The organism is Streptomyces roseoviridis (assembly GCF_039535235.1).
GTDB lineage: Bacteria > Actinomycetota > Actinomycetes > Streptomycetales > Streptomycetaceae > Streptomyces > Streptomyces roseoviridis.
Genome location: NZ_BAAAWU010000001.1, coordinates 4722535 through 4746146 on the forward strand (window position 1 = coordinate 4722535; position 23612 = coordinate 4746146).

The window sequence follows — 23612 nt, forward strand, 5'->3', positions numbered from 1 at the left end:
ATGAGACCCCACTTGTGTGGCTGAGGGGGCCCCGCGAACGTAATGAATTCGGCACAACACCCTCCGTCCCCGTGATCTTGCGGAGCGTCACCGTCCGTTTGTCGTCCGGCCGCTCTGGAGGGGCCGGGCTGACCTGCGACTGGGCCCGCCTACCCGCGACCCGGCCGGACAACCCCCGCAATCGCCGAAGATGCGGGATCATGTGTCGCATGACCGAGGTGTCCTCGCTCACAGGACGGCTGCTCGTCGCCACGCCCGCGCTGGCCGACCCCAACTTCGACCGCGCGGTGGTCCTGCTGCTCGACCACGACGACGAGGGCTCCCTCGGCGTGGTCCTCAACCGGCCCACACCGGTGACCGTCGGCGACATCCTCGCCCCGTGGGCCGACCTGGCCGGCGAACCCGGCGTCGTCTTCCAGGGCGGCCCGGTGTCCCTCGACGCCGCCCTCGGCATCGCCGTCATCCCCGGCGACGAGGGTCCGCTCGGCTGGCGCCGGGTGCACGGGGCGATCGGCCTGGTCGACCTGGAGACCCCGCCCGAGCTCCTCGGCCCCGCCATCGGCGCCCTGCGGATCTTCGCCGGCTACGCGGGCTGGGGCCCGGGACAGCTGGAGGACGAGCTCGGCGACGGCGCCTGGTACGTGGTGGAGTCCGAGCCGGGCGACATCTCCTCCCCGCGCCCCGAGACCCTCTGGCGCCAGGTCCTCCGCCGTCAGCGCGGCGACCTTGCGATGGTCGCCACCTACCCGGACGACCCTTCGCTGAACTGACCCCGCGCCCCTTCGCTGAACTGACCCCCCGGTTTTCAGTACTCTGGGCCCATGAGCACTCTCGAGCCCGAGCGCGGGGCAGGTACGGGGACCCTCGTCGAGCCGACGCCGCAGGTGTCCAACGGTGACGGCGACCACGAGCGCTACGCCCACTACGTCCAGAAGGACAAGATCATGGCGAGCGCCCTCGACGGCACTCCCGTGGTGGCACTGTGCGGCAAGGTCTGGGTACCGGGGCGCGACCCGAAGAAGTACCCGGTCTGCCCGATGTGCAAGGAGATCTACGACTCCATGGGCGCCGGCGGCGACAAGGACAAGGGCAAGGGCGGCGGCAAGGACAAGTAGTCCGCGGCCCCGCCCGCCGTCCGGAACGGCCCCCGGTGCGCCCACCACTCAGTGGTGGGCGCACCGGGGGCCGTTCTCGTTGCACGGGGTGCTTTCGCCGGTCACAGAGTGGTGGAGACCACTTGTCGGCGTGAAGGGCGGCCCCCTAACCTCACCGTGTTGTGCAGCACGAAACGCCCGTTGCGTATGTTGCAACAGCCTGGAGGGGAACCACCGCCGTGAAGCTTCCTGCCCGCCTCGCCGTCCTGCCCGCCGCCCTGCTGACCCTGGCCGCCCTCGCCGCCACCGCCTGCGCCCCGCAGACCTCCGGCGGCACCGCCACCACCGACGACAAGACCGGCACCCTGCGCGTCTGGCTCTTCCAGGAGGTCGACAACACGCCCAAGCGACAGGTCGTCGACCAGGCCGTCGCCGCCTTCGAGCGGCGGCACGAGGGCGTGGAGGTCGAGGTCGAGTACATCCCCGTCGACACCCGCGCCCAGCGCATCAAGGCCGCCTTCAACGACCCCGCGTCCGCGCCCGACCTCGTCGAGTACGGCAACACCGACACCGCCGGCTACGTCAAGGACGGCGGACTCGCCGACGTCACCGCCGAGTTCGGCGCCTGGCCCGACGCCAGGGACACCGACCCCACCGCCCGCTCCTCCGTCACCGTCGGCTCGAAGGTCTACGGCGCCCCGCTCTTCGTCGGCGTCCGCGCCCTCTACTACCGCACCGACGTCTTCGCCGAACTCGGCCTCACCGCCCCCCGGACCCAGGCCGAACTCGTCACCACCGCGAAGAGGATCCGCAAGGCCAGGCCCGAGCTGTACGGGATCGCCGTCGGCGGCGCGTACACCTACGGCGCCCTGCCCTTCGTCTGGGCCCACGGCGGGGAACTCGCCACCGGCGAGGGGACCTCCTACCGGTCCGCGCTCGCCGGCCCGGCCGCCCGCAAGGGCATCAGCACCTACACCTCGCTCTTCGGCGACGACAACTGCCCGGCCGCCAAGTGCGCCCAGATGGGCGGCAACGCCACCGTCGCCGCCTTCGCCTCCGGCAAGGCCGCCATGGCCATCGGCGGCGACTTCAGCCACGCCGCCGTCGAGGCGGGCGCGGTCAAGGGGAAGTACGCGGTCGTGCCGCTGCCCGGCACCACCCCCGGCTCCATCGCCCCCGCCTTCGCGGGCGGGAACAACCTCGGCGTCCTCAAGAGCACCACCCACCGCACCCTCGCCGTCGACCTGATGAAGTCCCTGGCCGGCAAGGAGACCCAGGCCCGGCTCTTCGACGCCATGGGCTTCCTGCCCACCTACACCGACGTCCGGCAGGAGGCGGCCCGCAAGGAGCCGTTCGTGAAGCCCTTCATCGACACCCTCGGCGCCGGCACGAAGTTCGTCCCCGCCTCGCCCGGCTGGGGCCGGATCGACGCCGAACAGGTCCTGCCGACCATGTTCCAGGAGATCGTCAGCGGCCGTAAGGACGTCGAGACCGCCTCCGCCGACGCGGCGAAGAAGATGGACGCGGCCTTCGCCGCGACCGCCCGCTGAGACGGCGGGCCGCCCCATGGCACCCACCACGACCGCACCCGGAAGCGCCGTTCGGCAGGCCGGGGAAACCGACCCCGCGCACCCTCCCGCCCCCGCGCCCCGCCGGGCCGCCCGCCGCGGCGGCTCCGCCTGGACCCCCTGGCTCTATCTGCTCCCCGCCCTCGCCGTCCTCGGCGGGCTCCTCGTCTACCCGATCTACCAACTCGGCCTGATCTCGTTCCTGGAGTACACCCAGGCCCAGGTCAGCGGCGGCGAACCCACCTCCTTCCGGGGCCTCGCCAACTACACGACCCTCTTCGCCGACCCCCAGTTCCGGCAGGTCCTCCTCGCCACCGTCCTCTTCGCCGCCGCCTGCGTGGTCACCACCCTCGTCGTCGGCTGCGCCCTCGCCGTCCTCCTCACCCGCGTCCGCGCACTGCCCCGGCTCGCCCTGATGCTGGCCGCGCTCGGGGCCTGGGCCACCCCCGCCGTCACCGGCTCCACCGTCTGGGTCTTCCTCTTCGACCCCGACCACGGGCCGGTCAACCGGGTCCTCGGCCTCGGCGACTTCTCCTGGACCTACGGGCGCTACAGCGCCTTCGCCCTGGTCCTGGCGGAGGTCGTCTGGTGCTCGTTCCCCTTCGTGATGGTCACCGTCTACGCCGGCATCAGGGCCGTCCCCGCCGAGGTCCTGGAGGCCGCCGCCCTCGACGGCGCCTCCCAGTGGCGGATCTGGCGGTCCGTCACCGCGCCCGTGCTCCGGCCGATCCTCGTCGTCGTCACCATCCAGTCGGTCATCTGGGACTTCAAGGTCTTCACCCAGATCTACGTGATGACCGGGGGCGGCGGCATCGCCGGCCAGAACCTGGTCCTCAACGTGTACGCCTACCAGAAGGCGTTCGCCTCCTCCCAGTACAGCCTGGGCGCGGCGATCGGCGTGGTCATGCTGCTCATCCTGCTGGCCGTGACCCTGCTCCACCTCCGCCTGCTGCGCCGCCAGGGAGAAGAACTGTGACCGCACCCGCCGGAGGGCTCCGCACCGGCCGCCGCCCCCAGCACCCGGGCCCGCCCCGCGTCCGCCCCGCCCGGCCGCGCGCGCCGCGCCTCCGCCGCCCCGCCCGCCCCTGGCGGCTCGCCGCCGAGGCGGCGGCCCTGCTCGTCGCGGCCGTCGTCGCCTTCCCCCTCTACTGGATGGTCCTCTCCGCCTTCAAACCGGCCGGCGAGATCCAGTCGGCCGCGCCACGGCCGTGGACCCTCGCCCCGTCCCTGGACTCCTTCCGCCGCGTCCTCGAACAGCAGGAGTTCGGCCGCTACTTCCTCAACTCGCTCACGGTGGCGTGCGCGGTGGTGCTCGCCTCCGCCGTCATCGCCTTCCTCGCGGCGACCGCCGTCACCCGCTTCCGCTTCCGCTTCCGCACCACCCTGCTCGTCATGTTCCTCATCGCGCAGATGGTCCCCGTCGAGGCGCTGACCATCCCGCTGTTCTTCCTCATGCGGGACCTCGGCCAGCTCAACACCCTGGGCTCGCTGGTCCTCCCGCACATCGCCTTCTCCCTGCCCTTCGCGATCTGGATGCTCCGCGGCTTCGTGAAGGCCGTGCCGGAGGCCCTGGAGGAGCAGGCGATGATCGACGGCGCGAGCCGCACCCGGTTCCTGTGGCAGATCCTCTTCCCCCTGGTGCTCCCCGGACTCGTAGCGACGAGCGTCTTCTCGTTCATCTCGACCTGGAACGACTTCCTCTTCGCGAAGTCCTTCCTCATCAGCGACACCTCGCAGTCGACCCTCCCCATGGCGCTGCTGGTGTTCTTCAAGCCGGACGAGAACGACTGGGGAGGCATCATGGCCGGCTCGACCGTGATGACGGTCCCGGTGCTCGTCTTCTTCGTACTCGTACAGCGCCGCCTGGTCTCGGGCCTGGGCGGGGCGGTGAAGGACTGACGCGATGACCGCCCACGACGACTTCGTCCACGACCTGATCCCCGCGCCGGCGGAGGCCGCGTGCCGCGCCGGCTCGCCCGGGTACTTCGCCCTGGACGAGCGCACCACCCTCGACGCCGGACCCGGCACGCACGCCACCGCCCGCTGGCTCAGGTCGGTGCTCGGCGCCGCCACCGGCCTGCCGCTCGCCGACGGCAGCGGCCCGTACGCGATCCGGCTGAGGATCAGCGAGGACGTGGAGCGGCGGCACGGCCCCGAGGGCTACGTGCTGTCCACCGACGGCTCGATGGCCGACGTGGCGGTCCTCATCGAAGGCGGCGGCCCGGCCGGGGTGTTCTGGGGCGCCCAGACGCTGCGTCAACTCCTCGGGCCCGACGCGCACCGCAGGGCGCGCGTGGTGCCGGCCGGGCACGACTGGGACCTGCCCCTGCTCACCGTCTCCGACGGCCCCCGCTTCCGCTGGCGCGGCCTCATGCTCGACGTCGCCCGCCACTTCATGCCCAAGGACGACGTCCTGCGCCACCTCGACCTGATGGCCGCGCACAAGCTGAACGTCCTGCACCTCCACCTCACCGACGACCAGGGCTGGCGCATCGAGATCCGGCGCCACCCCCGCCTCACCGAGGTCGGCGCCTGGCGGGCGCGGACCAAGTGGGGGCACCGGGCGTCACCGCTGTGGAACGAGACCCCGCACGGCGGCTTCTACCGCCAGGACGACATCCGCGAGATCGTCGCCTACGCCGCCGACCGGCACATCTCCGTCGTGCCCGAGATCGACGTGCCCGGCCACTCGCAGGCCGCCATCGCCGCGTACCCGGAACTCGGCAACACCGACGTCGTCGACACCACCGCCCTCTCCGTCTGGGACACGTGGGGGATCAGTCCGAACGTACTCGCCCCCACCGACGACGTCCTGCGCTTCTACGAGGGCGTCCTGGAGGAGGTCCTCGACCTCTTCCCGGCCGACGTCTCGCCGTTCGTCCACCTCGGCGGCGACGAGTGCCCCAAGGACCAGTGGAAGGCGTCGCCCTCCGCCCGGGCCCGGATCGAGGAGCTCGGCGCCGGCGACGAGGACGGGCTGCAGTCCTGGTTCGTCCGGCACTTCGACCGCTGGCTCGCCGCCCGGGGCCGCCGGCTCATCGGCTGGGATGAGATCCTGGAGGGCGGCACGGCGCGGCGGGGCCTCACCGAAGGGGCGGCGGTCTCGTCCTGGCGCGGTTACGCGGGCGGGATCACCGCCGCCGAGGCCGGGCACGACGTCGTGATGTGCCCCGAACAGCACGTGTACCTGGACCACCGTCAGGCGCCCGGCTCCGACGAGCCGATGCCCATCGGCTACGTCCGCACCCTCGCCGACGTCTACCGGTTCGACCCCGTGCCACCCGGCCTCGCCCCCGAGGCCGCCGCCCGCATCCTGGGCACGCAGGCCAACGTGTGGACGGAGGTGATGGAGAACCGGGCCCGCGTCGACTACCAGGTCTTCCCCCGGCTCGCCGCCTTCGCCGAGGTCGCCTGGTCCCCGCTGCCCGCCCCGGACGCCCGTGACCTCGACGGATTCGAGCGCCGCATGGCCGTCCACTACCGGCGCCTGGACGCCCTCGGCGTGGACTACCGGCCGCCCGCGGGACCGCACCCCTGGCAGCGCCGCCCCGGCGTGCCGGGCCGTCCGATCGACGGGCCACCCCCGAACGTGTGAGGCGCCCGCCCCCTCCCGTCACCCAAGAGCGGCAAAACGGAAGTCCCGGGCGCTCGCGGGAGTTCCCGGCATCTCGCGGACGGAACCGTCCCTTCACGGACCCTCGCGACGTACGGCACGGAAGATGTGCCAGAGTTGCCACGTCCGGGCTGTGAGCACGTACGGTACGGCCACACAGGCGTGACAGCCGGGGACGGTCGGGGATCACCGGGACACCGGGAAGGGGCAGCGGGTTGACCACGCACGCACCACAGACGGCATCACGGACGGCGCGGTCCGTGACGCTGCCCGCCTCGCTCGACGAGGCAGTGGCGGCGCTGACGGCCATGCCGGCCGCCGTGCCCGTGGCCGGCGGAACCGACCTGATGGCCGCCGTCAACCGCGGGCAGCTGCGCCCCGCGGGCCTGGTCGGCCTGAGCCGGATCAACGAGATCCGCGGCTGGCAGTACCAGGACGGCCACGCCCTGCTCGGCGCGGGCCTCACCCACGCCCGGATGGGCCGCCCCGACTTCGCGGCCCTCATCCCGGCCCTGGCCGCCGCCTCGCGCGTCGCGGGCCCGCCGCAGATCCGCAACGCCGGCACCCTCGGCGGCAACGTCGTGTCCGCCGCGCCCACCGGGGACTCGCTGCCGGTGCTCGCCGCCCTGGAGGCCGAGCTTGTCGTCGTCGGCCCGCTCGGCAGCCGCGAACTTCCGGTCAGCCACCTGCTGGCCGGGCGCGACCTGCTGGCCCCCGGCGAGCTGGTCGCCTTCGTCCGCGTACCGCTGCTGCACGCCCCGCAGGTCTTCCTCAAGGCCACCGGCCGCACCGGCCCGGCCCGCGCCACCGCGTCCGTCGCCGTCGTCCTCGACCCGGCGCGGCGCGGGGTGCGCTGCGCCGTGGGGGCGATCGCGCCGATGCCGCTGCGGCCCCTGGAGGCGGAGCAGTGGATCGCCTCGCTGGTGGACTGGGACGGGGAGCGGGGCCTGGCCCCGGAGGCGCTGGCGGCGTTCGGCGACTACGTGGCCGCCGCGTGCATCCCGGACCCGCAGGGCGACGAGCAGTTGCCCCCCGCCGTACTGCACCTGCGGCGCACGGTCGCCGCGCTGGCCCGACGAGCACTGGGGAGGGCGCTGTCGTGAGCGACGCACACGAGGACCGGGCACACGAGGGCCGGGCACAGGGAACGGGCGGCTGGGAGCCGATCCCGCAGAGCGAGGGCTACGACGGCGACGCGACCGCGTTCGTGCAGCTGCCGCCCGAGTTCATGCTGGAGGGCGTGCCGCTGGAGGCACCGGGCCACGGCTACGTCCCGCCGCCGATGATCACCCCGCTGACCCCCTTGACGCCTCAGGACCCGGCGGCGGACCCCTCGGCGACGAACCCGGCGGCGACGGATCCGTGGGCGGCGCAGCAGCCCGCGGGAGCGGACGGTACGGGATTCACCCCGGAGCCCGCGCCCCGGCAGCCCGTCCAGGAGGCCCCGTACGAGCCGGGCGCGTACGAGCAGACCGCCTCCTGGACCCTCCCGACGATCGAGGAGGCCCCCGGAGGCCGGGACGCCCTGGACGGCCCGGGCGAGTACACGGCGTCGACGTCGGCGCAGTACGCGGGCGGTGCCCCGGCGACGCTTCCCGGCGGCGCCCCGGCACCGTGGGCGGTGACCGGGCAGCCGGAGCCGGGGACCGGGCAGCCGGCGGCGGCTTACCCGGCCTACGAGGCGTACGAGACGGGGGCCGGGACGCAGACCGGCGCGGGGGCCGGAGCGGCGCCCGCGGGCGAGCCCGAGCCCGTGGCCGTAGCGGAGTCCGGAGCCGCGCCCGAGCACGTACCCGCTGCCGTATCGGAGACCGAGCACGGGCCCGGGGCTGAACACGCGCCCGCGGCCGAGCACGCGCCCGCGGCTGAGCACGCGCCCGGGGCCGAGCACGCGCCCGCGGCTGAGCACGCGCCCGGGGCCGAGCACGCGCCCGGGGCCGGGCACGAGCACGCGCACGAGCCGGTGGCGGAGGGGTCGGCGGACGGGGACGCGGGCGCGGACCTTCCGGTTCCGCCGGTGGACCCGCCCGCCGCCCCGCCCGTCGACATGCCGACCGACACGTCGGCCGACAGCGACGAGCACCCCCACATCTCGTACACGCTCCGCGTGAACGGCGCCGACCGCCCCGTCACCGACTCCTGGATCGGCGAGTCGCTGCTCTACGTCCTGCGGGAGCGGCTCGGCCTCGCCGGGGCCAAGGACGGCTGCTCGCAGGGCGAGTGCGGCGCCTGCAACGTGCAGGTCGACGGCCGGCTCGTCGCCTCCTGCCTGGTGCCGGCGGCGACGGCCGCCGGGTGCGAGGTGCGGACCGTCGAGGGCCTGGCCGTGGACGGCGAGCCGTCCGACGTGCAGCGGGCCCTGGCCAAGTGCGGCGTGCAGTGCGGCTTCTGCATCCCGGGCATGGCCATGACCGTCCACGACCTGCTCGAGGGCAACCACGCCCCCACCGAGCTCGAGACCCGCCAGGCGCTGTGCGGCAACCTGTGCCGCTGCTCCGGCTACCGGGGCGTGCTCGACGCCGTACGGGAGGTGGTCGCCGAGCGCGAGGCGACCGGCCGGCCCGGCGACGAGAACACCGCCCGCATCCCGCACCAGATTCCCCACCCGCACGACGGAGGCACGGCGTGAGCAGCGACACGACGACCACGGAGCCGGCCGACGGCCTCGGCCTCGGTCTCGGCGTCTCGCTCCCGCAGGCCGACGCCCGCGCGAAGACCGAGGGCACCTTCCCGTACGCCTCCGACCTGTGGGCCGAGGGCCTGCTGTGGGCCGCCGTCCTGCGCTCCCCGCACCCGCACGCCCGCATCGTGTCGATCGACACCACGGCGGCCGCCGAGATGCCGGGGGTACGGGCCGTGGTGACCCACGCCGACGTGCCCGGCGCCGCCACCTACGGCCGCACGGTCGCCGACCGCCCCGTCTTCGCCGCCGACCTCGTCCGCCACCACGGCGAGGCCATCGCCGCCGTCGCCGCCGACCACCCCGACACCGCGCGCCTCGCGGCCGCCGCCATCACCGTCGAGTACGAGGTCCTGGAACCGGTCACCGACCCCGAGAAGGCCTTCGCCGCCCCGCCCCTGCACCCGGACGGCAACCTGATCCGGCACATCCCGCTGCGCTTCGGCGACCCCGAGGCGACCGGCGAGGTCGTCGTCGAGGGGCTCTACCGGATCGGCCGGCAGGACACCGCCCCCGTCGGCGCCGAGGCCGCGCTCGCCGTGCCGCGCCCCGACGGCGGCGTCGAGCTCTACACCGCCTCGACCGACCCGCACACCGACCGCGACCTGGCGGCGGCCTGCTTCGGCCTGGCACCCGACCAGGTCAAGCTGGTCGTCACCGGCGTGCCCGGAGCCACCGGCGACCGCGAGGACCCCGGCTTCCAGATCCCGCTGGGCCTGCTGGCCCTGCGCACCGGCTGCCCGGTCAAACTCACCGCCACCCGCGAGGAGTCCTTCCTCGGCCACGCCCACCGCCACCCCACCCTGCTGCGTTACCGCCACCACGCGGACGCCGAGGGCCGGCTGGTGAAGGTGGAGGCGCAGATCCTGCTGGACGCGGGCGCGTACGCCGACTCCTCGTCCGAGTCCCTGGCCGCGGCCGTGGCCTTCGCCTGCGGCCCGTACGTCGTCCCGCACGCCTTCGTCGAGGGCTGGGCGGTGCGCACCAACAACCCGCCGTCCGGCCACGTGCGGGGCGAGGGCGCGATGCAGGTGTGCGCGGCGTACGAGGCGCAGATGGACAAGCTGGCCGCGCGGCTCGGCGTCGACCCGGCGGAGCTGCGGATGCGCAACGTCCTGGCGACGGGCGACATCCTGCCCACCGGCCAGACGGTGACCTGCCCGGCGCCGGTGGCCGAACTCCTCTCCGCCGTACGGGACCACCCGCTGCCGCCGCTGCCCATGGACGCCCCGGAGGACGACTGGCTGCTGCCCGGCGGCCCGGACGGCGCGGGGGAGCCCGGCGCGGTGCGGCGGGGCGTCGGCTACGCGCTCGGCATGGTGCACATGCTGGGCGCCGAGGGCACCGACGAGGTCTCGACGGCCACGGTCCGGGTCCAGGACGGCGTCGCGACCGTCATCTGCGCGGCCGTGGACACCGGATCCGGCTTCACGACCCTGGCCCGCCAGATCGTCCAGGACACCCTGGGCATCGACGAGGTGTACGTCGCCCCCGTCGACACCGACCAGCCCCCGGCCGGGCCCGCCACCCACGGCCGGCACACCTGGGTCTCGGGCGGGGCGGTGGAACGCGCGGCGAAGATGGTGCGCACGCAGCTCCTCCAGCCGCTCGCCCACAAGTTCGGCATGTCGACGGAGCTGCTCCAGATCGCCGACGGCAAGATCACCTCGTACGACGGCGTGCTGTCCACCACGGTCGGCGAGGCCCTGGAGGGCAAGGAACTCTGGGCCACCGCCCAGTGCCGCCCGCACCCCACCGAGCCCCTCGACGAGAACGGCCAGGGCGACGCCTTCGTGGGCCTGGCCTTCTGCGCGATCCGCGCGGTGGTGGACGTCGACGTGGAACTGGGCACGGTGCGGGTGGTCGAGATGGCCGTCGCGCAGGACGTCGGCCGCATCCTCAACCCCGCCCAGCTCGCCACCCGCATCGAGGCCGGCGTCACCCAGGGCGTCGGCGCCGCCCTCACCGAGAACCTCCGCACCTCCCGCGGCCTGGTCCGCCACCCCGACCTGACGGGCTACGCCCTGCCCACGTCCCTGGACGCCCCCGACATTCGCATCGTGAAACTCGTCGAGGAACGCGACGTCGTCGCGCCCTTCGGCGCGAAGCCCGCGAGCGCGGTCCCCGTCGTCACCTCCCCGGCCGCCGTCGCCGCCGCGGTCCGCGCGGCCACCGGCCGCCCCGTCAACCGCCTCCCGATCCGCCCGCAGGCGGCGGTGGTGGTGGGCTGAGGGCCACCCCGCCCTCCGGTCTCGGCGTCTGGCGGGATCTCGTCCCGGACGCCTGTGCGGGAGCGTGTGCATGAGTAAACTCCGGCGTCCAGGTGGTGACCGGAGCGGGGGGACTCATGTCGTTCGAGCAGGAGTGGGCAGCGGAGCGCAGCGCCGCGGCGGACCGCGTCGGTGTGCGGCTCAACCAGCTGCCAACCGTACGGTCGCCGGCCGTCTCCCTGGCGACGAAGCGGCGGTACGGGGGCGAGGGGACGGATCCCGGCGGGTCCAGGCGCGTGATGAGCCGATACGACCGTGGCCGTTCCATGTGCGAATCCCCCCTGATCGTCGCCTGAGCAGGGAGAGCCTACTCAAGCGGTGATCATGACGATCAGGGGGAGACGAGGGTGGCCGGGGCGGGTGCGCCCCGGGCGTGGAGACCGTGATCGGATTCGAACCGACGTCACTCGCTTTGCAGGCGAGCCCCTGAACCACTCGGGCACACGGTCGGGCGGGTGTCGTGCTGCTGACGAGAAAGACGTTAGGCGGGGGCGGGGCGGGGGTTCAACGGTTCGCCGCGGCCCGCAACACGACTGCCATACGCCTGCCATGAGGCGTTCACGGCGGGCGGTGGTCGTACGACCTGCGGAGCAGGACGGTTCCGCCTCAGGACAGGGGCCAAAACCGGATACGGCCCTTACTCTGGTGGCTATGAGCGCCCTCGAACCCCGCGATGCCGACATCGCCGGACCTCCGCCCGCTTCCGCCGCCGACGCCCCCGCCGGCGGCGGATCCGTGCTCGACCGCGGGCACCGGGCGCTCAGCATCGGCATCGTCTCCGTCGTCCTGCTCATCGCCTTCGAGGCCACGGCCGTCGGCACGGCCATGCCCGTGGCCGCGCGCGAGCTCGACGGCGTCTCGCTCTACGCCTTCGCCTTCTCCGCCTACTTCACCACCAGCCTCTTCGGCATGGTCCTCGCCGGTCAGTGGTCCGACCGCGGCGGGCCGCTCGGCCCGCTCGCCGTCGGCATGAGCTGCTTCGCCGCCGGACTGCTGCTGTCGGGGACGGCGGGCGCCATGTGGCTGTTCATCCTCGGACGGGCGGTCCAGGGACTCGGCGGCGGCCTGGTGATCGTCGCGCTGTACGTGGTGATCAGCCGCGCGTACGAGGAACACCTCAGGCCCGCGATCATGGCGGCGTTCGCCGCGAGCTGGGTCGTGCCCTCGGTGGTCGGGCCGCTCGCCTCCGGGACCATCACCGAGCACCTGGGCTGGCGCTGGGTCTTCGTCGGCATCCCCGCCCTGGTCGTCTTCCCGCTCGCCCTCGCCCTGCCGGCCATCCGGCGCACGGCCTCCGGGCCCGCCGGCCCCGGCGCCCCGGTGGCGCCGTGGGACCGCCGCCGCATCCGGCTCGCCCTCGGCATCTCCGCGGGCGCCGCGCTGCTCCAGTACGCCGGGCAGGAACTGCGCTGGCTCTCCCTCCTGCCCGCCGCCGTCGGAGCGGCCCTGCTCGTCCCCGCCGTGCGGGGCCTGCTCCCGCGCGGCACCTACCGGGCGGCCCGCGGTCTGCCCTCCGTGGTGCTGCTCCGCGGGGTGGCCGCCGGCTCGTTCATCGCGGCCGAGTCCTTCGTGCCGCTCATGCTGGTCACCCAGCGCGGGCTGTCCCCCACCCTCGCCGGGCTCTCGCTCGCGGTCGGCGGCCTGACCTGGGCGCTCGGCTCCTGGGTCCAGTCCCGGCCGCGCACCGAGCCGTACCGGGAGCGGCTCGTCGTCCTCGGCATGGTCCTCGTCGCCACCGCCATCGCGGCGGCGCCCACCGTCCTGCTCACGGCCGTGCCGGTGTGGGTGGTCGCGGCGGCCTGGGCCTGGGGGTGCTTCGGCATGGGCATGGTCATCGCCTCCACGAGCGTGCTCCTGCTCAAGCTCTCCGCGCCCGAGGAGGCGGGCGCGAACTCCGCCGCCCTCCAGATCTCCGACGGCCTCTCCAACGTCCTGCTCCTCGCCCTGGGCGGCGCGGCCTTCGCCGCCCTCGGCGGCGGCACCGTCGGCCACGTCGTGAGCGCCGACGCCGCGACCGGCTCCCATCCGGCGGCCTTCGCGGCGGTCTTCCTGCCGATGGCGGGAGTGGCGGCGGTGGGGGCGTGGGTGGCGACCCGGCTGGACACGGGACGCACGCGGGGGTGAGCCGGCGCGCGGGCCTTCGGCTCGGAGTCCCGGGAGTCCCCGGAGGACCCCGGGAGCACCCGGGAGCCCCCGGAGTCCCGGAGTCCCGGAGTCCCCGGGAGATGAAAACCGGTCGCACGGCCCGACCCGGCTCCCTAGGGTCGGCGCATGTCCCGCCACACCCCTGACACCCCTGGCACCCGCGACACCCCTGACACCCACGACCCACGCGGCACCGTGACCCTGCCCGTCGGTGACGACGTCGCCGACCTCGCCGACGCTCGCGGCGTCTCCGTCGAGGAGCTCGTCGGCGAGGCCGTGCAGCGGTACGTCGCGCACGAGGCCACGCTCGTACGGCAGCACGCCCAGCGCCTCGCCCTGCGGCACCTCCCGCTCCTGAAGCGGCTCGGCGCATGACCGGGACGGAGAACCGGCCCCAGGCCGGCCCCGGGGCCGGGACGAGGTTCCTCACCCTCGCCGAGGTGACGGAGATCGCCCGCATCGCCTTCACCGGGGACGGCGTCCCCGAGCTGCGGGCGCCCGCGCTCCTGGAGTCGGCCGTGCACCGGCCGAGGGCGCGGATGTTCGGACAGAGCGCGTACGGGGACATGTACGAGCAGGCCGCCGTCCTGCTGCACGCCCTCGCGTCGAACCATCCGTTCGTCGACGGGAACAAGCGGGCCGCATGGCTGTCCGCGGCCGTGTTCCTCGCCGCCAACGGAGTCGATCTCGCGGACATCGACCAGGACCGGGCATACGAGCTGGTCATCGCCGTCGCCGGCGGCGAACTCACGGACATCGCGGACATCGCGGGGCGTTTGCGAGGTCTGTGAGGACTCTCTCACGGCGGGGCGGCACGGACTCGTTCGTACGGGGTCGCCGCCACCGCACCGGTAAGGTGGCCCGGTTGTCATATCTGGACGAGCGTCGAACCGGAGATCGTGACTACTACCACCGCCTCCTCCCACCACCTCTCTCCCGCCTTCCCCGGCCGCGCCCCCTGGGGCACCGCCAACAAGCTGCGAGCCTGGCAGCAGGGCGCGATGGAGAAGTACATCCAGGAGCAGCCCCGTGACTTCCTCGCGGTCGCCACGCCCGGCGCCGGCAAGACCACCTTCGCGCTGACCCTCGCGTCCTGGCTGCTGCACCACCACGTGGTGCAGCAGATCACCGTCGTGGCGCCCACCGAGCACCTGAAGAAGCAGTGGGCGGCGGCCGCGGCGCGGATAGGGATCAAGCTGGACCCCGACTACAGCGCCGGGCCGCTCAGCAAGGAGTACGACGGCATCGCCATCACGTACGCCGGTGTCGGCGTGCGTCCCATGCTCCACCGCAACCGTTCCGAACAGCGCAAGACCCTCGTCATCCTCGACGAGATCCACCACGCCGGAGACTCCAAGTCCTGGGGCGAGGCGTGCCTGGAGGCATTCGAGCCGGCCACCCGCCGGCTCGCCCTCACCGGTACGCCCTTCCGCTCCGACACCAACCCCATCCCCTTCGTCACGTACGAGGAGGGGAACGACGGGATCCGGCGGTCCTCCGCGGACTACACGTACGGCTACGGCAACGCGCTCGCCGACGGGGTCGTCCGCCCGGTCATCTTCCTCTCCTACAGCGGCAACATGCGCTGGCGCACCAAGGCCGGCGACGAGATCGCCGCGCGGCTCGGCGAGCCGATGACCAAGGACGCGGTCTCGCAGGCATGGCGCACCGCCCTCGACCCGCGCGGCGAGTGGATGCCCAACGTGCTGCGCGCCGCCGACCAGCGGCTGACCGAGGTCCGCAAGTCCATCCCCGACGCGGGCGGCCTCGTCATCGCCTCCGACCAGGACTCGGCCCGCGCCTACGCCAAGCTCATCCGGGAGATCACCGGCACCAAGGCCACGGTCGTCCTCTCCGACGACGCCGGGGCCTCCGGCCGCATCGACGAGTTCAGCGCGAACACCGACCGCTGGATGGTCGCCGTCCGGATGGTGTCCGAGGGCGTCGACGTGCCGCGCCTCGCGGTCGGCGTGTACGCGACGACGATCTCCACGCCGCTGTTCTTCGCGCAGGCCGTCGGCCGCTTCGTGCGATCCCGCAGGCGCGGCGAGACCGCGTCCGTGTTCCTTCCCACCATCCCGAGCCTGCTCGGCTTCGCGAGCGAGATGGAGGTCGAGCGCGACCACGTCCTCGACCGGCCGAAGAAGGAGGGCGAGGAGGACCCGTACGCCGAGTCCGAGAAGGAGATGGCGGAGGCCGAGAAGCAGCAGGACGAGGACACCGGTGAGCAGGACATGCTGCCCTTCGAGGCCCTGGAGTCCGACGCCGTCTTCGACCGGGTCCTCTACAACGCCGCCGAGTTCGGCATGCAGGCGCACCCCGGCAGCGAGGAGGAGCAGGACTACCTCGGGATCCCCGGCCTCCTCGAACCGGACCAGGTGCAGCTGCTCCTCCAGAAGCGGCAGGCCCGGCAGATCGCCCACAGCCGCAAGAAGCCCGACAGCGAGGCCGACCTCCTGGAGCTTCCGGCGGAGCGGCGGCCCGTCGTTTCGCACAAGGAGCTGCTGGAGCTCAGGAAACAGCTCAACACGATGGTCGGCGCGTACGTGCACCAGAGCGGCAAGCCGCACGGCGTGATCCACACCGAGCTGCGCCGGGTGTGCGGCGGGCCGCCGAGCGCCGAGGCGACCGCCGGGCAGATCCGCGAGCGGATCAAGAAGGTGCAGGAGTGGGCCACCCGCATGCGGTGACGCGGCCCGCAGGAGCGGCCCGGGGCCCGTGCGCACGACGCGTACGGGCCCCGGGCCGTTCCTCCATGACGGGAGGGCGGCGCGGGCGGTCTTGTCCGCCAAAGTCCCCCGTTCGGCCGACTTAAGGATCCGAACCGCCCGTATCCGGTCGCACGCGCCCGGATTCTGGACGAGGTCTTCCGCTCAGCGGAGCAGGTCGCTACTGTCCCGGCTCAAGCAAACGCCCCGTGGCAGCGCCGCCGCGGAGCGCAGCCGGTGTACCCCGTCCTGCCGGCGGCCTCTGACGTGCGTCGCCGATGGGACCGGTGCCGCAGCTTTCGTTCGAGTCCGCCGTCACTCACTCCGAAGGAGAGGGCGTCGTGACCGCGGAGACCTCCCAGACGCTCGACCGGGGACTTCGAGTCCTCAAACTGCTCGCCGACACCGACCACGGCCTGACCGTCACCGAGTTGTCCAACCGACTCGGTGTGAACAGGACCGTGGTCTACCGACTGCTCGCCACGCTGGAACAGCACGCCCTCGTCCGCCGGGACCTGGGCGGCCGCGCCAGGGTGGGCCTCGGCGTGCTCCGGCTCGGCCGGCAGGTCCACCCGCTGGTGCGGGAGGCCGCGCTGCCCGCGCTGCGCTCGCTCGCCGAGGACATAGGCGCCACCGCGCACCTGACCCTCGTCGACGGGGCGGAGGCACTCGCCGTCGCCGTCGTCGAACCGACCTGGACCGACTACCACGTGGCCTACCGGGCCGGCTTCCGCCACCCGCTGGACCGCGGGGCGGCCGGCCGCGCGATCCTCGCCGCCCGCCAGGGCGAACTCACCGAACCGGGCTTCACCCTCACCCACGGCGAGCTGGAGGCGGGCGCGAGCGGCGCCGCCGCCCCGCTGGTCGGCGTGACCGGCATCGAGGGCAGCGTCGGCGTCGTCATGCTGGCCGACGCGGTACCGGAACGGGTGGGCCCCCGGGTCGTCGACGCGGCGAGGGAAGTCGCCGACGCCCTGCGCTAGGGCGGGCGGCGGCGGCCCGGGGCGGCGCGGGCCCGCGCGCACGGCTCGGAGCACGCGGGACCGGTACGGCTACGTGGACGGCTCGGAGCACGCGGGACCGGTACGGATGCGCGTACGGCTCGGGGCCACGCGGGACCGGTACGGAAGGCGCGTACGGGTGCGGCTCCGGGCGCCGGGAGGGGCCGGGACGGTGCCGGTACGTGTGCTGCGGCCGCCGGGTGCCGCGACGGGCGCGTACGGGTACGGCTCCCGAGCGGTGCGTCACCCGCGGGTGGGGGAGCCGTCTCGGCCCGTCATCAGCGCGCCCAGGGCCGTGCGGACGTGGGTGACCGACCGGCCGGTCCGTGTCGTGGTCACCAGGCCCGCCGCCCGCAGGGCGGCCGCGTGCGCCGATGCCGTCGCGTTGCTGACGTCCAGGGCGCGGGCCAGGCCCGTCGTGGTGTGGGGCGTGGCGAGGAGGCGCAGGAGGTCGGTGCGGGTGCGGCCCAGGACGGGCGGCAGGGGATCTTCCGCGGTGGCGGAGGCGTCCGGGGCGGGCGGGAGGCCGGGGCCCGCCGGGTAGGTGAGGACCACCGGACGGCCGGGGAGGTCCTGGAGCAGCGGGCCCGCCGGGTGGTGGAAGGTCGGCAGGAGCACGAGGCCCCGGCCGACGAGCCGGACCTCACGGGACGACGGGCCGGGCCACTCCCACACGCCCTCGTGGAGCCGGGTGCCCGGGGCCAGGGCGGTCAGGGCGGCGGCCACGCCGTGCTCGGCGACGGCCAGGGCGTACCGGGCGAACTCCTCGCGGTGCAGGTCCTGCACCCGCGCCCAGACGGGAGCGAGGACGCTCTCGTACGCGGCCCGCTGGGCCCTTTGGACCGTCTGCCAGGACGCCTCCTCCGCCGCGTACAGGCCCCGGATCCACCGGGGCGCGGGCACGGTCCCGTACGCCCTCTCCAGCTCGGAGCGGACGAGCGCCGGGGCGGTCGAGCGGATCCGTTCGAAGGCGTCGGGGAGGGTGTCGCCGAGGACGTCGAGGAAGGACGGCGGGCGACCGGCCGGCACCAGGTCGGCCAGCGGTCCGGCGGCGCCGGGCAGGGTACGCAGCACCCGGCCGCGCCAGCGGCCGAGCAGCGGCGGTCCGGGGCGGGGCACGACGGCGGTCGTGAGGGCCGCGTGGAGCTCCTGAAGCGGTGCGGGCCGGGCGGCGAACCGGACCCGGGCGAGATCGTCCGCCGTGAAGTGGATCCGCAGCACCCGCACAACTCCTCGTCTCGCGCCGGCCTTTCGGGCAGGACCTGAACCTTCGCGCGGGCCCCCGCCCCGACCCAAGGATGCCGGTATGACAGCGCATCCCGCCCTCAGCCGCCGCTCCTTCGCCACCGGTGCCCTGCTCGGCGCCGCCGCCGGGCTGCTGCCCTCGGCCCCCGCCGGCGCCACCGCCCCCGCCCCCGCCCCCGCCGGCGCCACCGCCCCCGCCCCCGCCCGGTCCCGCACCCGGTCCGAGCCGGGCCCCGGGCCGCTGCTCCGGCTGCCCGCGCCGACCGGCCCGCACCCCGTGGGCCTGCGCACCGTCCACCTCACCGACCCCTCCCGCACCGACCCCTGGGCCGGCGGCGCGCGGGAGCTGATGCTCACCGTCCTCTACCCGGCCCGCACCGTGCGCGGCTTTCCGCGCGCCCCGCAGCTCACCCCGGCCGAGGCGGTCCTCTTCGCCGATCTCGCGCCCCACGTCCGGCCGGGGCTTCCGGGTCCGGGAGCGGTGGACTGGGGCGCCGTCCTCACCCACGGGCACGTCGGCGCGCCCGCCCTGCCGGGGCGGCGGCCGGTGGTGCTGTACACCCCGGGCGGCGGGGACTCCCGGACGCTCGGCACGAGCCTCGCCGAGGACCTGGCGAGCCACGGCCGCATCGTCGTCCTCGTCGACCACCCCGGCGACGCCACCCAGGTGGAACTGCCCACCGGGATGCGGCCCACCGTCCTGCTGGGGCCGCCGAGCCCGGAGACCGTCCGCACCATGATCGACACCCGGATCGCGGACCTCCGCCACGTCCTGGACCGGCTCGGGGAGCTGCCCCTGGCCCCGGTCATGGACCGGCGCCGGATCGGTGTGTGCGGGCACTCGGCGGGCGGCACGGCCGCCGTGTACGCGGCGCACGGCGACCGCCGGATCCGGGCCGTGGCCAACCTGGAGGGCTACCTGGACCTCGCTCCGCTCGACGGCTTCGACCGGCCGCTGCTGCTCCTGCGCACGGACGGCTTCGAGGGCGCCGCCCGCATCGAGAGCTCCTGGGCGGGGCTGCCCGGCCGCCGCGCCCTGCTCACCGGAGCGAACCACTGGGCCTTCACCGACTACGCGGCGTTCGTCCCCCGGCTCCAGGCCGCCGGACTCGTGACGCCCGCCGCCCGCGCCGGCCTCGTCGGCCCCGGTGACGGCGACGCGGCGATGGCATCGGTACGGCACCGGGTGGGCGGCTTCCTCGCCCGCGCCCTGCCGCCCGCCGTGGCCCGCCACCGGCCGTAGGGCCTGCGCGGGCCGCAGGCCGGACGCGGGCGGCCGAGCAGTAGATTGGGGGCGTGTTCTCCCGTCTCGCCGGTCTCCCGCGCCACCGTGCCCTCGCGCTCTGCGCCCTGCCCGTCGTCGCGCTGTTCGCCGTCGCCGGGCTCGCACCGCTGCCGTACTCGATCGCACAGCCCGGCTCGACCGCCGACGTGCTCGGCAAGGACAAGGGGCGTGAGGTGATCACCGTCTCCGGTGTCCCGGTCCGCCCGACCGAGGGCCAGCTGAGGATGACGACGATCGTGGCGACCGGGCCGTCCGAGCCCATCGACCTCGGCGAGGTCGCCGAGGCGTGGTTCCGCACCGATCAGGCGGTTCTGCCGAAGTCCTCCGTCTATCCGTCCGGCAAGTCCGACGAGGAGATCGAGAAGCACAACCTCGGGCAGATGAAGGAGTCCCAGGACGCCGCCACCCTCGCCGCCCTCGGCTATCTGAAGCTGGACCCGAAGAAGGTGAAGGTCCGGCTGCACCTCGCCGACATCGGCGGCCCCAGTGCCGGACTGCTGTTCTCGCTGGGCATCGTCGACAAGATCGCCGGGGACGGCGACGGCGGCGAACTGACCGGCGGCCGGATCGTCGCCGGCACGGGCACGATCGAGCCGGACGGGACGGTCGGCGCCGTCGGCGGGGTCTCCCTGAAGACGCAGGCCGCCGCCCGTGACGGCGCCACCGTGTTCCTGGTGCCCAAGGACGAGTGCTCCCAGGCCGAGGCGGAGCGGCCGAAGGGGTTGCGGCTCGTCCCGGTGACGGCCCTCAGCGACGCCGTATCGTCCCTTCGGGCCCTGGAGCAGGGGCAGGAGACGAAGGTTCCGAGCTGCTGACGGCGGTTCGGGGCCGGGGCCGGGCCTGGGCCGGGTCGTGGTCCGGGGCGCGGTCCGGACCGGGGGCGCGGGCAGCCGCCCCGTCCCCCCTGCCCCCGTTCCTGCCCCTGTCCCTGTCCCCGTCCTCCTCCGGGGCCGGACCCGGCTCGGCGGCCCGGACGGGAGCCTCCATCCCGCGCCATGCGGGGAACACCAGCGGCGCGAGGGTGGCCAGGAAGTAGACGGCGGCGAGGCAGAGCAGGGCGGTGGTGAGACCGGCCCGCTCGATGAGCCAGCCGGCGGCGAGGCCGCCGAGCGGCGTGGTCATCAGGACGCTCGCGGTGCTCGCCCCGCCCACCCGGCTGCGCAGCTCGTCGGGGACCGTCTCGTAGAAGACGGTGGTGAGGATCGGGTTGAGCACCCCGGCGCCGAGGCCGCCGAGCGCCATCGTCACGAGCAGCGGCAGGGTGGTGTCGGTGAAGGCGGCGGTCACGTACGAGGGAGTGCCGACGAGCAGGAAGCCGACGGTGAAGACCGGACGGCGCGGGAAGCGGTGCCCGATCGCCCCGTAGAGCAGGGCGCCCAGGAGGGCGCAGCCGCCGAAGACGGCGACCAGCAGGCCGAGCGCGGCCGAACCGCCCAGGTTCTCGCGGGCGTGGACCGGGAGCAGGACCGCGTTCCAGCTCTGGCCGAGACCGTTGGTGACCATCACCATCAGGTTGATGCCGAGGAGCAGCGGGGTGTGGAGCAGGAAGCCGTAGCCCGCGCGCAGGTCGGAACGGTAGACGGCGAGGGAGAGCGGGGGCGCCGCGCGCAGCGGCTCCGCGGAGGGGACGCCCCTCAGGGTCACCAGGACGAGGAGGGCCGAGGCCGCGAAGGTGGCGGCGTCCACGTACAGGACGGTGTCGGCGCCGACCAGGGCCACCAGGAGGCCGGCGAGGGCGGCGCCGGTCATGCGGGCGCCGCGCGAGACGGCGTCGTAGAGGCTCGCGACGCGGGAGAGCGGGGTGCCGGCGCGTTCGGCGAGGTCGGGGACGAGGACGTGGCGCGCGGTCTCGCCGGGCGCGTGGAACAGCCCGGTGACGGCCATGAGCGCGCACAGCATCCAGAACTGCAGGAGTCCGGCCCGGTTGAGCAGGGGGATCGCGACGAGCGCGAGGGCGCAGACCAGGTCGGAGGCGATGGAGACGCGGCGCCGGCCGATCCGGTCGATGACGGGCCCGCCGGCGAGGGCGGAGACGACGACGGGCACGGCGGCGCAGAAGGCGACGAACCCCGCCTTGCCGGGGCTTCCGGTCGTCTCCAGGGCGAACCACGGCACGCCGATGAGGGTGAGTGAGTTGCCGCTGATGGAGATGGCGTTGGCGGCGAGAACGCCGGCCAGTGGTGTGCGTGAGCGCACGGTGGTCCCCCCGTTTCCTTCGCAGCCCGGTCAGACGGTGGCCGGCCGGACGGCGGCAGGGGCGGTCCGGGGGCGGGACGCGGCGAGCCTGAGACCGAACTCGACGAGGGTCCAGCCCAGTCGGACGCGGAGCGGAACGGCGGGTGTGGACTCGGCGGCGGTCCGCCGCAGTTCGTCGGCGGTCAGGGCGTGCAGCATCAGGTGGACGTCGCAGTGCATGGGGGTGGCCCTTCCGGTCGGATCCGTTCGCGGGTCGGTCAGTTCACGCCGTGCTGGGGGAAGGCGTGCAGGTGCATCCGCACCCGCTGGACGCCGGGGGCGTCGCGGTCCTCGGCCGCGTGGTACTCGCCGATCAGGGCGTGGATCCGCTCGTTGAGCTCGCGCTGCCGCTCCGGGGACAGGTGCAGCGTGAAGTCGCTGATGTCGGTGGCGCCGTTCCACTCGTCGATCCACTGGTGGCGGTTGCCGAGGAAGGTGTGGAGCTCCTGGGTGTGGATGTTCGCGATCTCGTAGAGGAAGACCTCGACCGCGCCCTGCACCTCGGGGTCCGGGTTGGCGTGCAGCGACTCGTCGATGGCGGTGCCCTGCTGGGCCGCCTTCCACCAGCGCTCCCGGCCCTTGCCGCGCTCGGGGTCGTCCTCGACGAAGCCGTGGGCGGCGAGCTGGCGCAGGTGGTAGCTGGTGGCGCCGCTGGACTCGCCGAGCCGCTCGGCGAGCTGGGAGGCGGTGGCGGGGCCGTGGTGGCGCAGCGCGCGCAGCAGCTGGATGCGCAGCGGGTGGGCGAGGCCGCGCAGCGAGCGCGGGTCGAGCACGCGGGGCGGGGGCGGCGCGGGGCGGCCCCCGGAGGCGGCTTCGGGCCGGGGCGTGTGCCCGGCCCCGGACCGGGGCGTGTGCCCGGCCCCGGACCGGGGCGTGTGCCCGGCCCCGGACCGGGGCGTGTGCCCGGCCCCGGACCGGGGTTCGGACTCGTGCTTCTCGGACATGACTCCACCGTAGAGTTGCAAAGCCTTCTCTGCAAGGCTTTTTTGCAGAGAAGGCTTTGCAACTCGCGGTCGGACGGGCCGGACGCCTCACCCCTCCCTGCCCGGGTCCACCCCGCGCAGGCCCACGATCGCGTCGCGGACCACCGGGAGCAGCCCGTAGAGCGTGAGGGTGACGACGGTCGGCGGCACGCCCAGGCCGACGGGCGGGATCAGCGGGCCGATCGCGGGGCGAGGGACGGGACGGGGCTACCGCGGCGGGTCCCGGTCCTCCGCGGCCTGTTCCACCAGCGGGATGATCCGCAGCGGGACCGGGTTCTCCATGACGATCGCCGTGGAGGCCCGGACGATGCCGTCGAAACCGACGACGCGGTCGATCACCCGCTGGAGATCGGCGTTGGACCGGGCCACGAGCCGGCACAGCATGTCCCCGTGGCCGGTGGTGGTGTGCAGCTCGAGCACCTCCGGCACGGTCGCCAAGTGTCCCCGTACATCGGCTCCCTGGCCCTGTTTGATCTCCAGGGTCGCGAAGGCGGTGACCGGGTAGCCGAGGGCCGCCGGGTCCACCTGGGGACCGAATCCGCGGATGACTCCGTTCGACTGAAGCCGGTCGAGACGCGCCTGGACCGTGCCGCGCGCCACGCCGAGGCGCCGGGACGCCTCCAGGACGCCGATCCGCGGCTCCTCGGCGAGGAGCACGATCAGCCGCCCGTCCAGATGATCGATCGCCATGGCGGCCTCCCGGTGGTCAGGATGTACAAGTCGCACGCCCATACTGGCTGGCCGCTGTACACATTGACCAGAGAAACAACAAACTATTGCGCAGC

21 protein-coding genes, 1 tRNA gene and 1 pseudogene are annotated in these 23612 nt (G+C 74.2%); 16 read left to right on the forward strand and 7 right to left on the reverse strand.

All coding sequences use genetic code 11. The features are described 5' to 3' along the window. The first annotated feature begins 209 nt into the window (after positions 1-209). From ABD954_RS21385 to ABD954_RS21425, 9 genes are all read left to right on the forward strand, one after another. Positions 210-770 (forward strand): YqgE/AlgH family protein, encoded by a 561-nt coding sequence (locus ABD954_RS21385; RefSeq protein WP_345487890.1) that lies wholly within the window; start codon positions 210-212, stop codon positions 768-770. A gap of 51 nt (positions 771-821) precedes the next feature. Beyond that, positions 822-1115, forward strand: coding sequence for a DUF3039 domain-containing protein (locus ABD954_RS21390; RefSeq protein WP_345487892.1), 294 nt, complete (start codon positions 822-824; stop codon positions 1113-1115). Between the two features lie 218 nt (positions 1116-1333). Next, positions 1334-2644 carry an extracellular solute-binding protein gene (locus ABD954_RS21395; protein WP_345487894.1) on the forward strand — a complete coding sequence of 437 codons (1311 nt, stop codon included), beginning with the start codon at positions 1334-1336 and terminating at the stop codon, positions 2642-2644. Between the two features lie 16 nt (positions 2645-2660). Beyond that, positions 2661-3638, forward strand: a complete 978-nt coding sequence (locus ABD954_RS21400) for a carbohydrate ABC transporter permease (RefSeq protein WP_345487896.1) — start codon at positions 2661-2663, stop codon at positions 3636-3638. A gap of 137 nt (positions 3639-3775) precedes the next feature. Further along, positions 3776-4561 (forward strand): carbohydrate ABC transporter permease, encoded by a 786-nt coding sequence (locus ABD954_RS21405; RefSeq protein WP_345492365.1) that lies wholly within the window; start codon positions 3776-3778, stop codon positions 4559-4561. 4 nt (positions 4562-4565) lie between these two features. Continuing rightward, the gene (locus ABD954_RS21410; protein WP_345487898.1) at positions 4566-6257 is read left to right on the forward strand and encodes a beta-N-acetylhexosaminidase; all 1692 of its coding nucleotides are present in this window, start codon (positions 4566-4568) and stop codon (positions 6255-6257) included. Positions 6258-6490: 233 nt separating this feature from the next. Beyond that, positions 6491-7378 (forward strand): FAD binding domain-containing protein, encoded by an 888-nt coding sequence (locus ABD954_RS21415; protein WP_345487900.1) that lies wholly within the window; start codon positions 6491-6493, stop codon positions 7376-7378. Further along, positions 7375-8904, forward strand: coding sequence for a 2Fe-2S iron-sulfur cluster-binding protein (locus ABD954_RS21420; protein WP_345487902.1), 1530 nt, complete (start codon positions 7375-7377; stop codon positions 8902-8904). Before ABD954_RS21415 ends, ABD954_RS21420 begins: the two co-directional genes overlap by 4 nt. Then, entirely contained in the window at positions 8901-11186 is a 2286-nt protein-coding gene (locus ABD954_RS21425; RefSeq protein ID WP_345487904.1) for a xanthine dehydrogenase family protein molybdopterin-binding subunit, read from the forward strand. The genes ABD954_RS21420 and ABD954_RS21425 overlap by 4 nt, the downstream gene beginning before the upstream one ends. 413 nt (positions 11187-11599) lie before the next feature. Here ABD954_RS21425 and ABD954_RS21430 read toward each other — a convergent pair. Further along, positions 11600-11674, reverse strand: a tRNA-Cys gene (locus tag ABD954_RS21430). Between the two features lie 202 nt (positions 11675-11876). Between ABD954_RS21430 and ABD954_RS21435 the strand changes: the two genes are divergently transcribed. The 5 genes from ABD954_RS21435 to ABD954_RS21455 all read left to right on the forward strand — a co-directional run bounded on the left by ABD954_RS21435 (position 11877) and on the right by ABD954_RS21455 (position 17061). Continuing rightward, positions 11877-13349: an MFS transporter gene (locus tag ABD954_RS21435; RefSeq protein WP_345487906.1), complete on the forward strand. Its 1473-nt coding sequence runs from the start codon at positions 11877-11879 to the stop codon at positions 13347-13349. A 147-nt stretch (positions 13350-13496) separates the two neighbouring features. After that, a complete protein-coding gene (locus ABD954_RS21440) occupies positions 13497-13745 on the forward strand; it encodes a hypothetical protein (protein WP_345487908.1) in 249 nt (82 codons plus the stop codon). After that, a complete protein-coding gene (locus ABD954_RS21445; RefSeq protein WP_345487910.1) occupies positions 13742-14161 on the forward strand; it encodes a type II toxin-antitoxin system death-on-curing family toxin in 420 nt (139 codons plus the stop codon). Before ABD954_RS21440 ends, ABD954_RS21445 begins: the two co-directional genes overlap by 4 nt. Positions 14162-14266: 105 nt before the next feature. Beyond that, positions 14267-16060, forward strand: coding sequence for a DEAD/DEAH box helicase (locus ABD954_RS21450; RefSeq protein ID WP_382745918.1), 1794 nt, complete (start codon positions 14267-14269; stop codon positions 16058-16060). A 359-nt stretch (positions 16061-16419) separates the two neighbouring features. After that, positions 16420-17061 carry an IclR family transcriptional regulator gene (locus tag ABD954_RS21455; protein WP_345487914.1) on the forward strand — a complete coding sequence of 214 codons (642 nt, stop codon included), beginning with the start codon at positions 16420-16422 and terminating at the stop codon, positions 17059-17061. A gap of 261 nt (positions 17062-17322) precedes the next feature. Here the strand turns inward: ABD954_RS21455 and ABD954_RS21460 are convergent, their stop codons facing one another. Next, positions 17323-18300: a helix-turn-helix domain-containing protein gene (locus ABD954_RS21460; RefSeq protein ID WP_345487917.1), complete on the reverse strand. Its 978-nt coding sequence runs from the start codon at positions 18298-18300 to the stop codon at positions 17323-17325. A gap of 85 nt (positions 18301-18385) precedes the next feature. Between ABD954_RS21460 and ABD954_RS21465 the strand changes: the two genes are divergently transcribed. Together ABD954_RS21465 and ABD954_RS21470 are read left to right on the forward strand one after the other, a co-directional pair. Then, a complete protein-coding gene (locus ABD954_RS21465) occupies positions 18386-19567 on the forward strand; it encodes an alpha/beta hydrolase family protein (protein WP_345487919.1) in 1182 nt (393 codons plus the stop codon). 53 nt (positions 19568-19620) lie between these two features. Further along, entirely contained in the window at positions 19621-20424 is an 804-nt protein-coding gene (locus tag ABD954_RS21470) for a hypothetical protein (protein ID WP_345487921.1), read from the forward strand. Here ABD954_RS21470 and ABD954_RS21475 read toward each other — a convergent pair. The 5 genes and pseudogenes from ABD954_RS21475 to ABD954_RS21495 all read right to left on the reverse strand — a co-directional run bounded on the left by ABD954_RS21475 (position 20357) and on the right by ABD954_RS21495 (position 23517). Then, positions 20357-21805 carry an MFS transporter gene (locus tag ABD954_RS21475; protein ID WP_345487923.1) on the reverse strand — a complete coding sequence of 483 codons (1449 nt, stop codon included), beginning with the start codon at positions 21803-21805 and terminating at the stop codon, positions 20357-20359. The two genes, ABD954_RS21470 and ABD954_RS21475, sit on opposite strands and share 68 nt — an antisense overlap. 30 nt (positions 21806-21835) lie before the next feature. After that, positions 21836-22024 carry a hypothetical protein gene (locus ABD954_RS21480; protein WP_345487925.1) on the reverse strand — a complete coding sequence of 63 codons (189 nt, stop codon included), beginning with the start codon at positions 22022-22024 and terminating at the stop codon, positions 21836-21838. 38 nt (positions 22025-22062) lie between these two features. Further along, entirely contained in the window at positions 22063-22788 is a 726-nt protein-coding gene (locus tag ABD954_RS21485) for a helix-turn-helix domain-containing protein (RefSeq protein WP_345487927.1), read from the reverse strand. A gap of 102 nt (positions 22789-22890) precedes the next feature. Next, positions 22891-23030: pseudogene (locus tag ABD954_RS21490) on the reverse strand (ABC transporter permease); the annotation flags it as partial. A 4-nt stretch (positions 23031-23034) separates the two neighbouring features. Continuing rightward, entirely contained in the window at positions 23035-23517 is a 483-nt protein-coding gene (locus tag ABD954_RS21495) for an Lrp/AsnC family transcriptional regulator (protein ID WP_345487928.1), read from the reverse strand. Positions 23518-23612 lie beyond the last annotated feature (95 nt).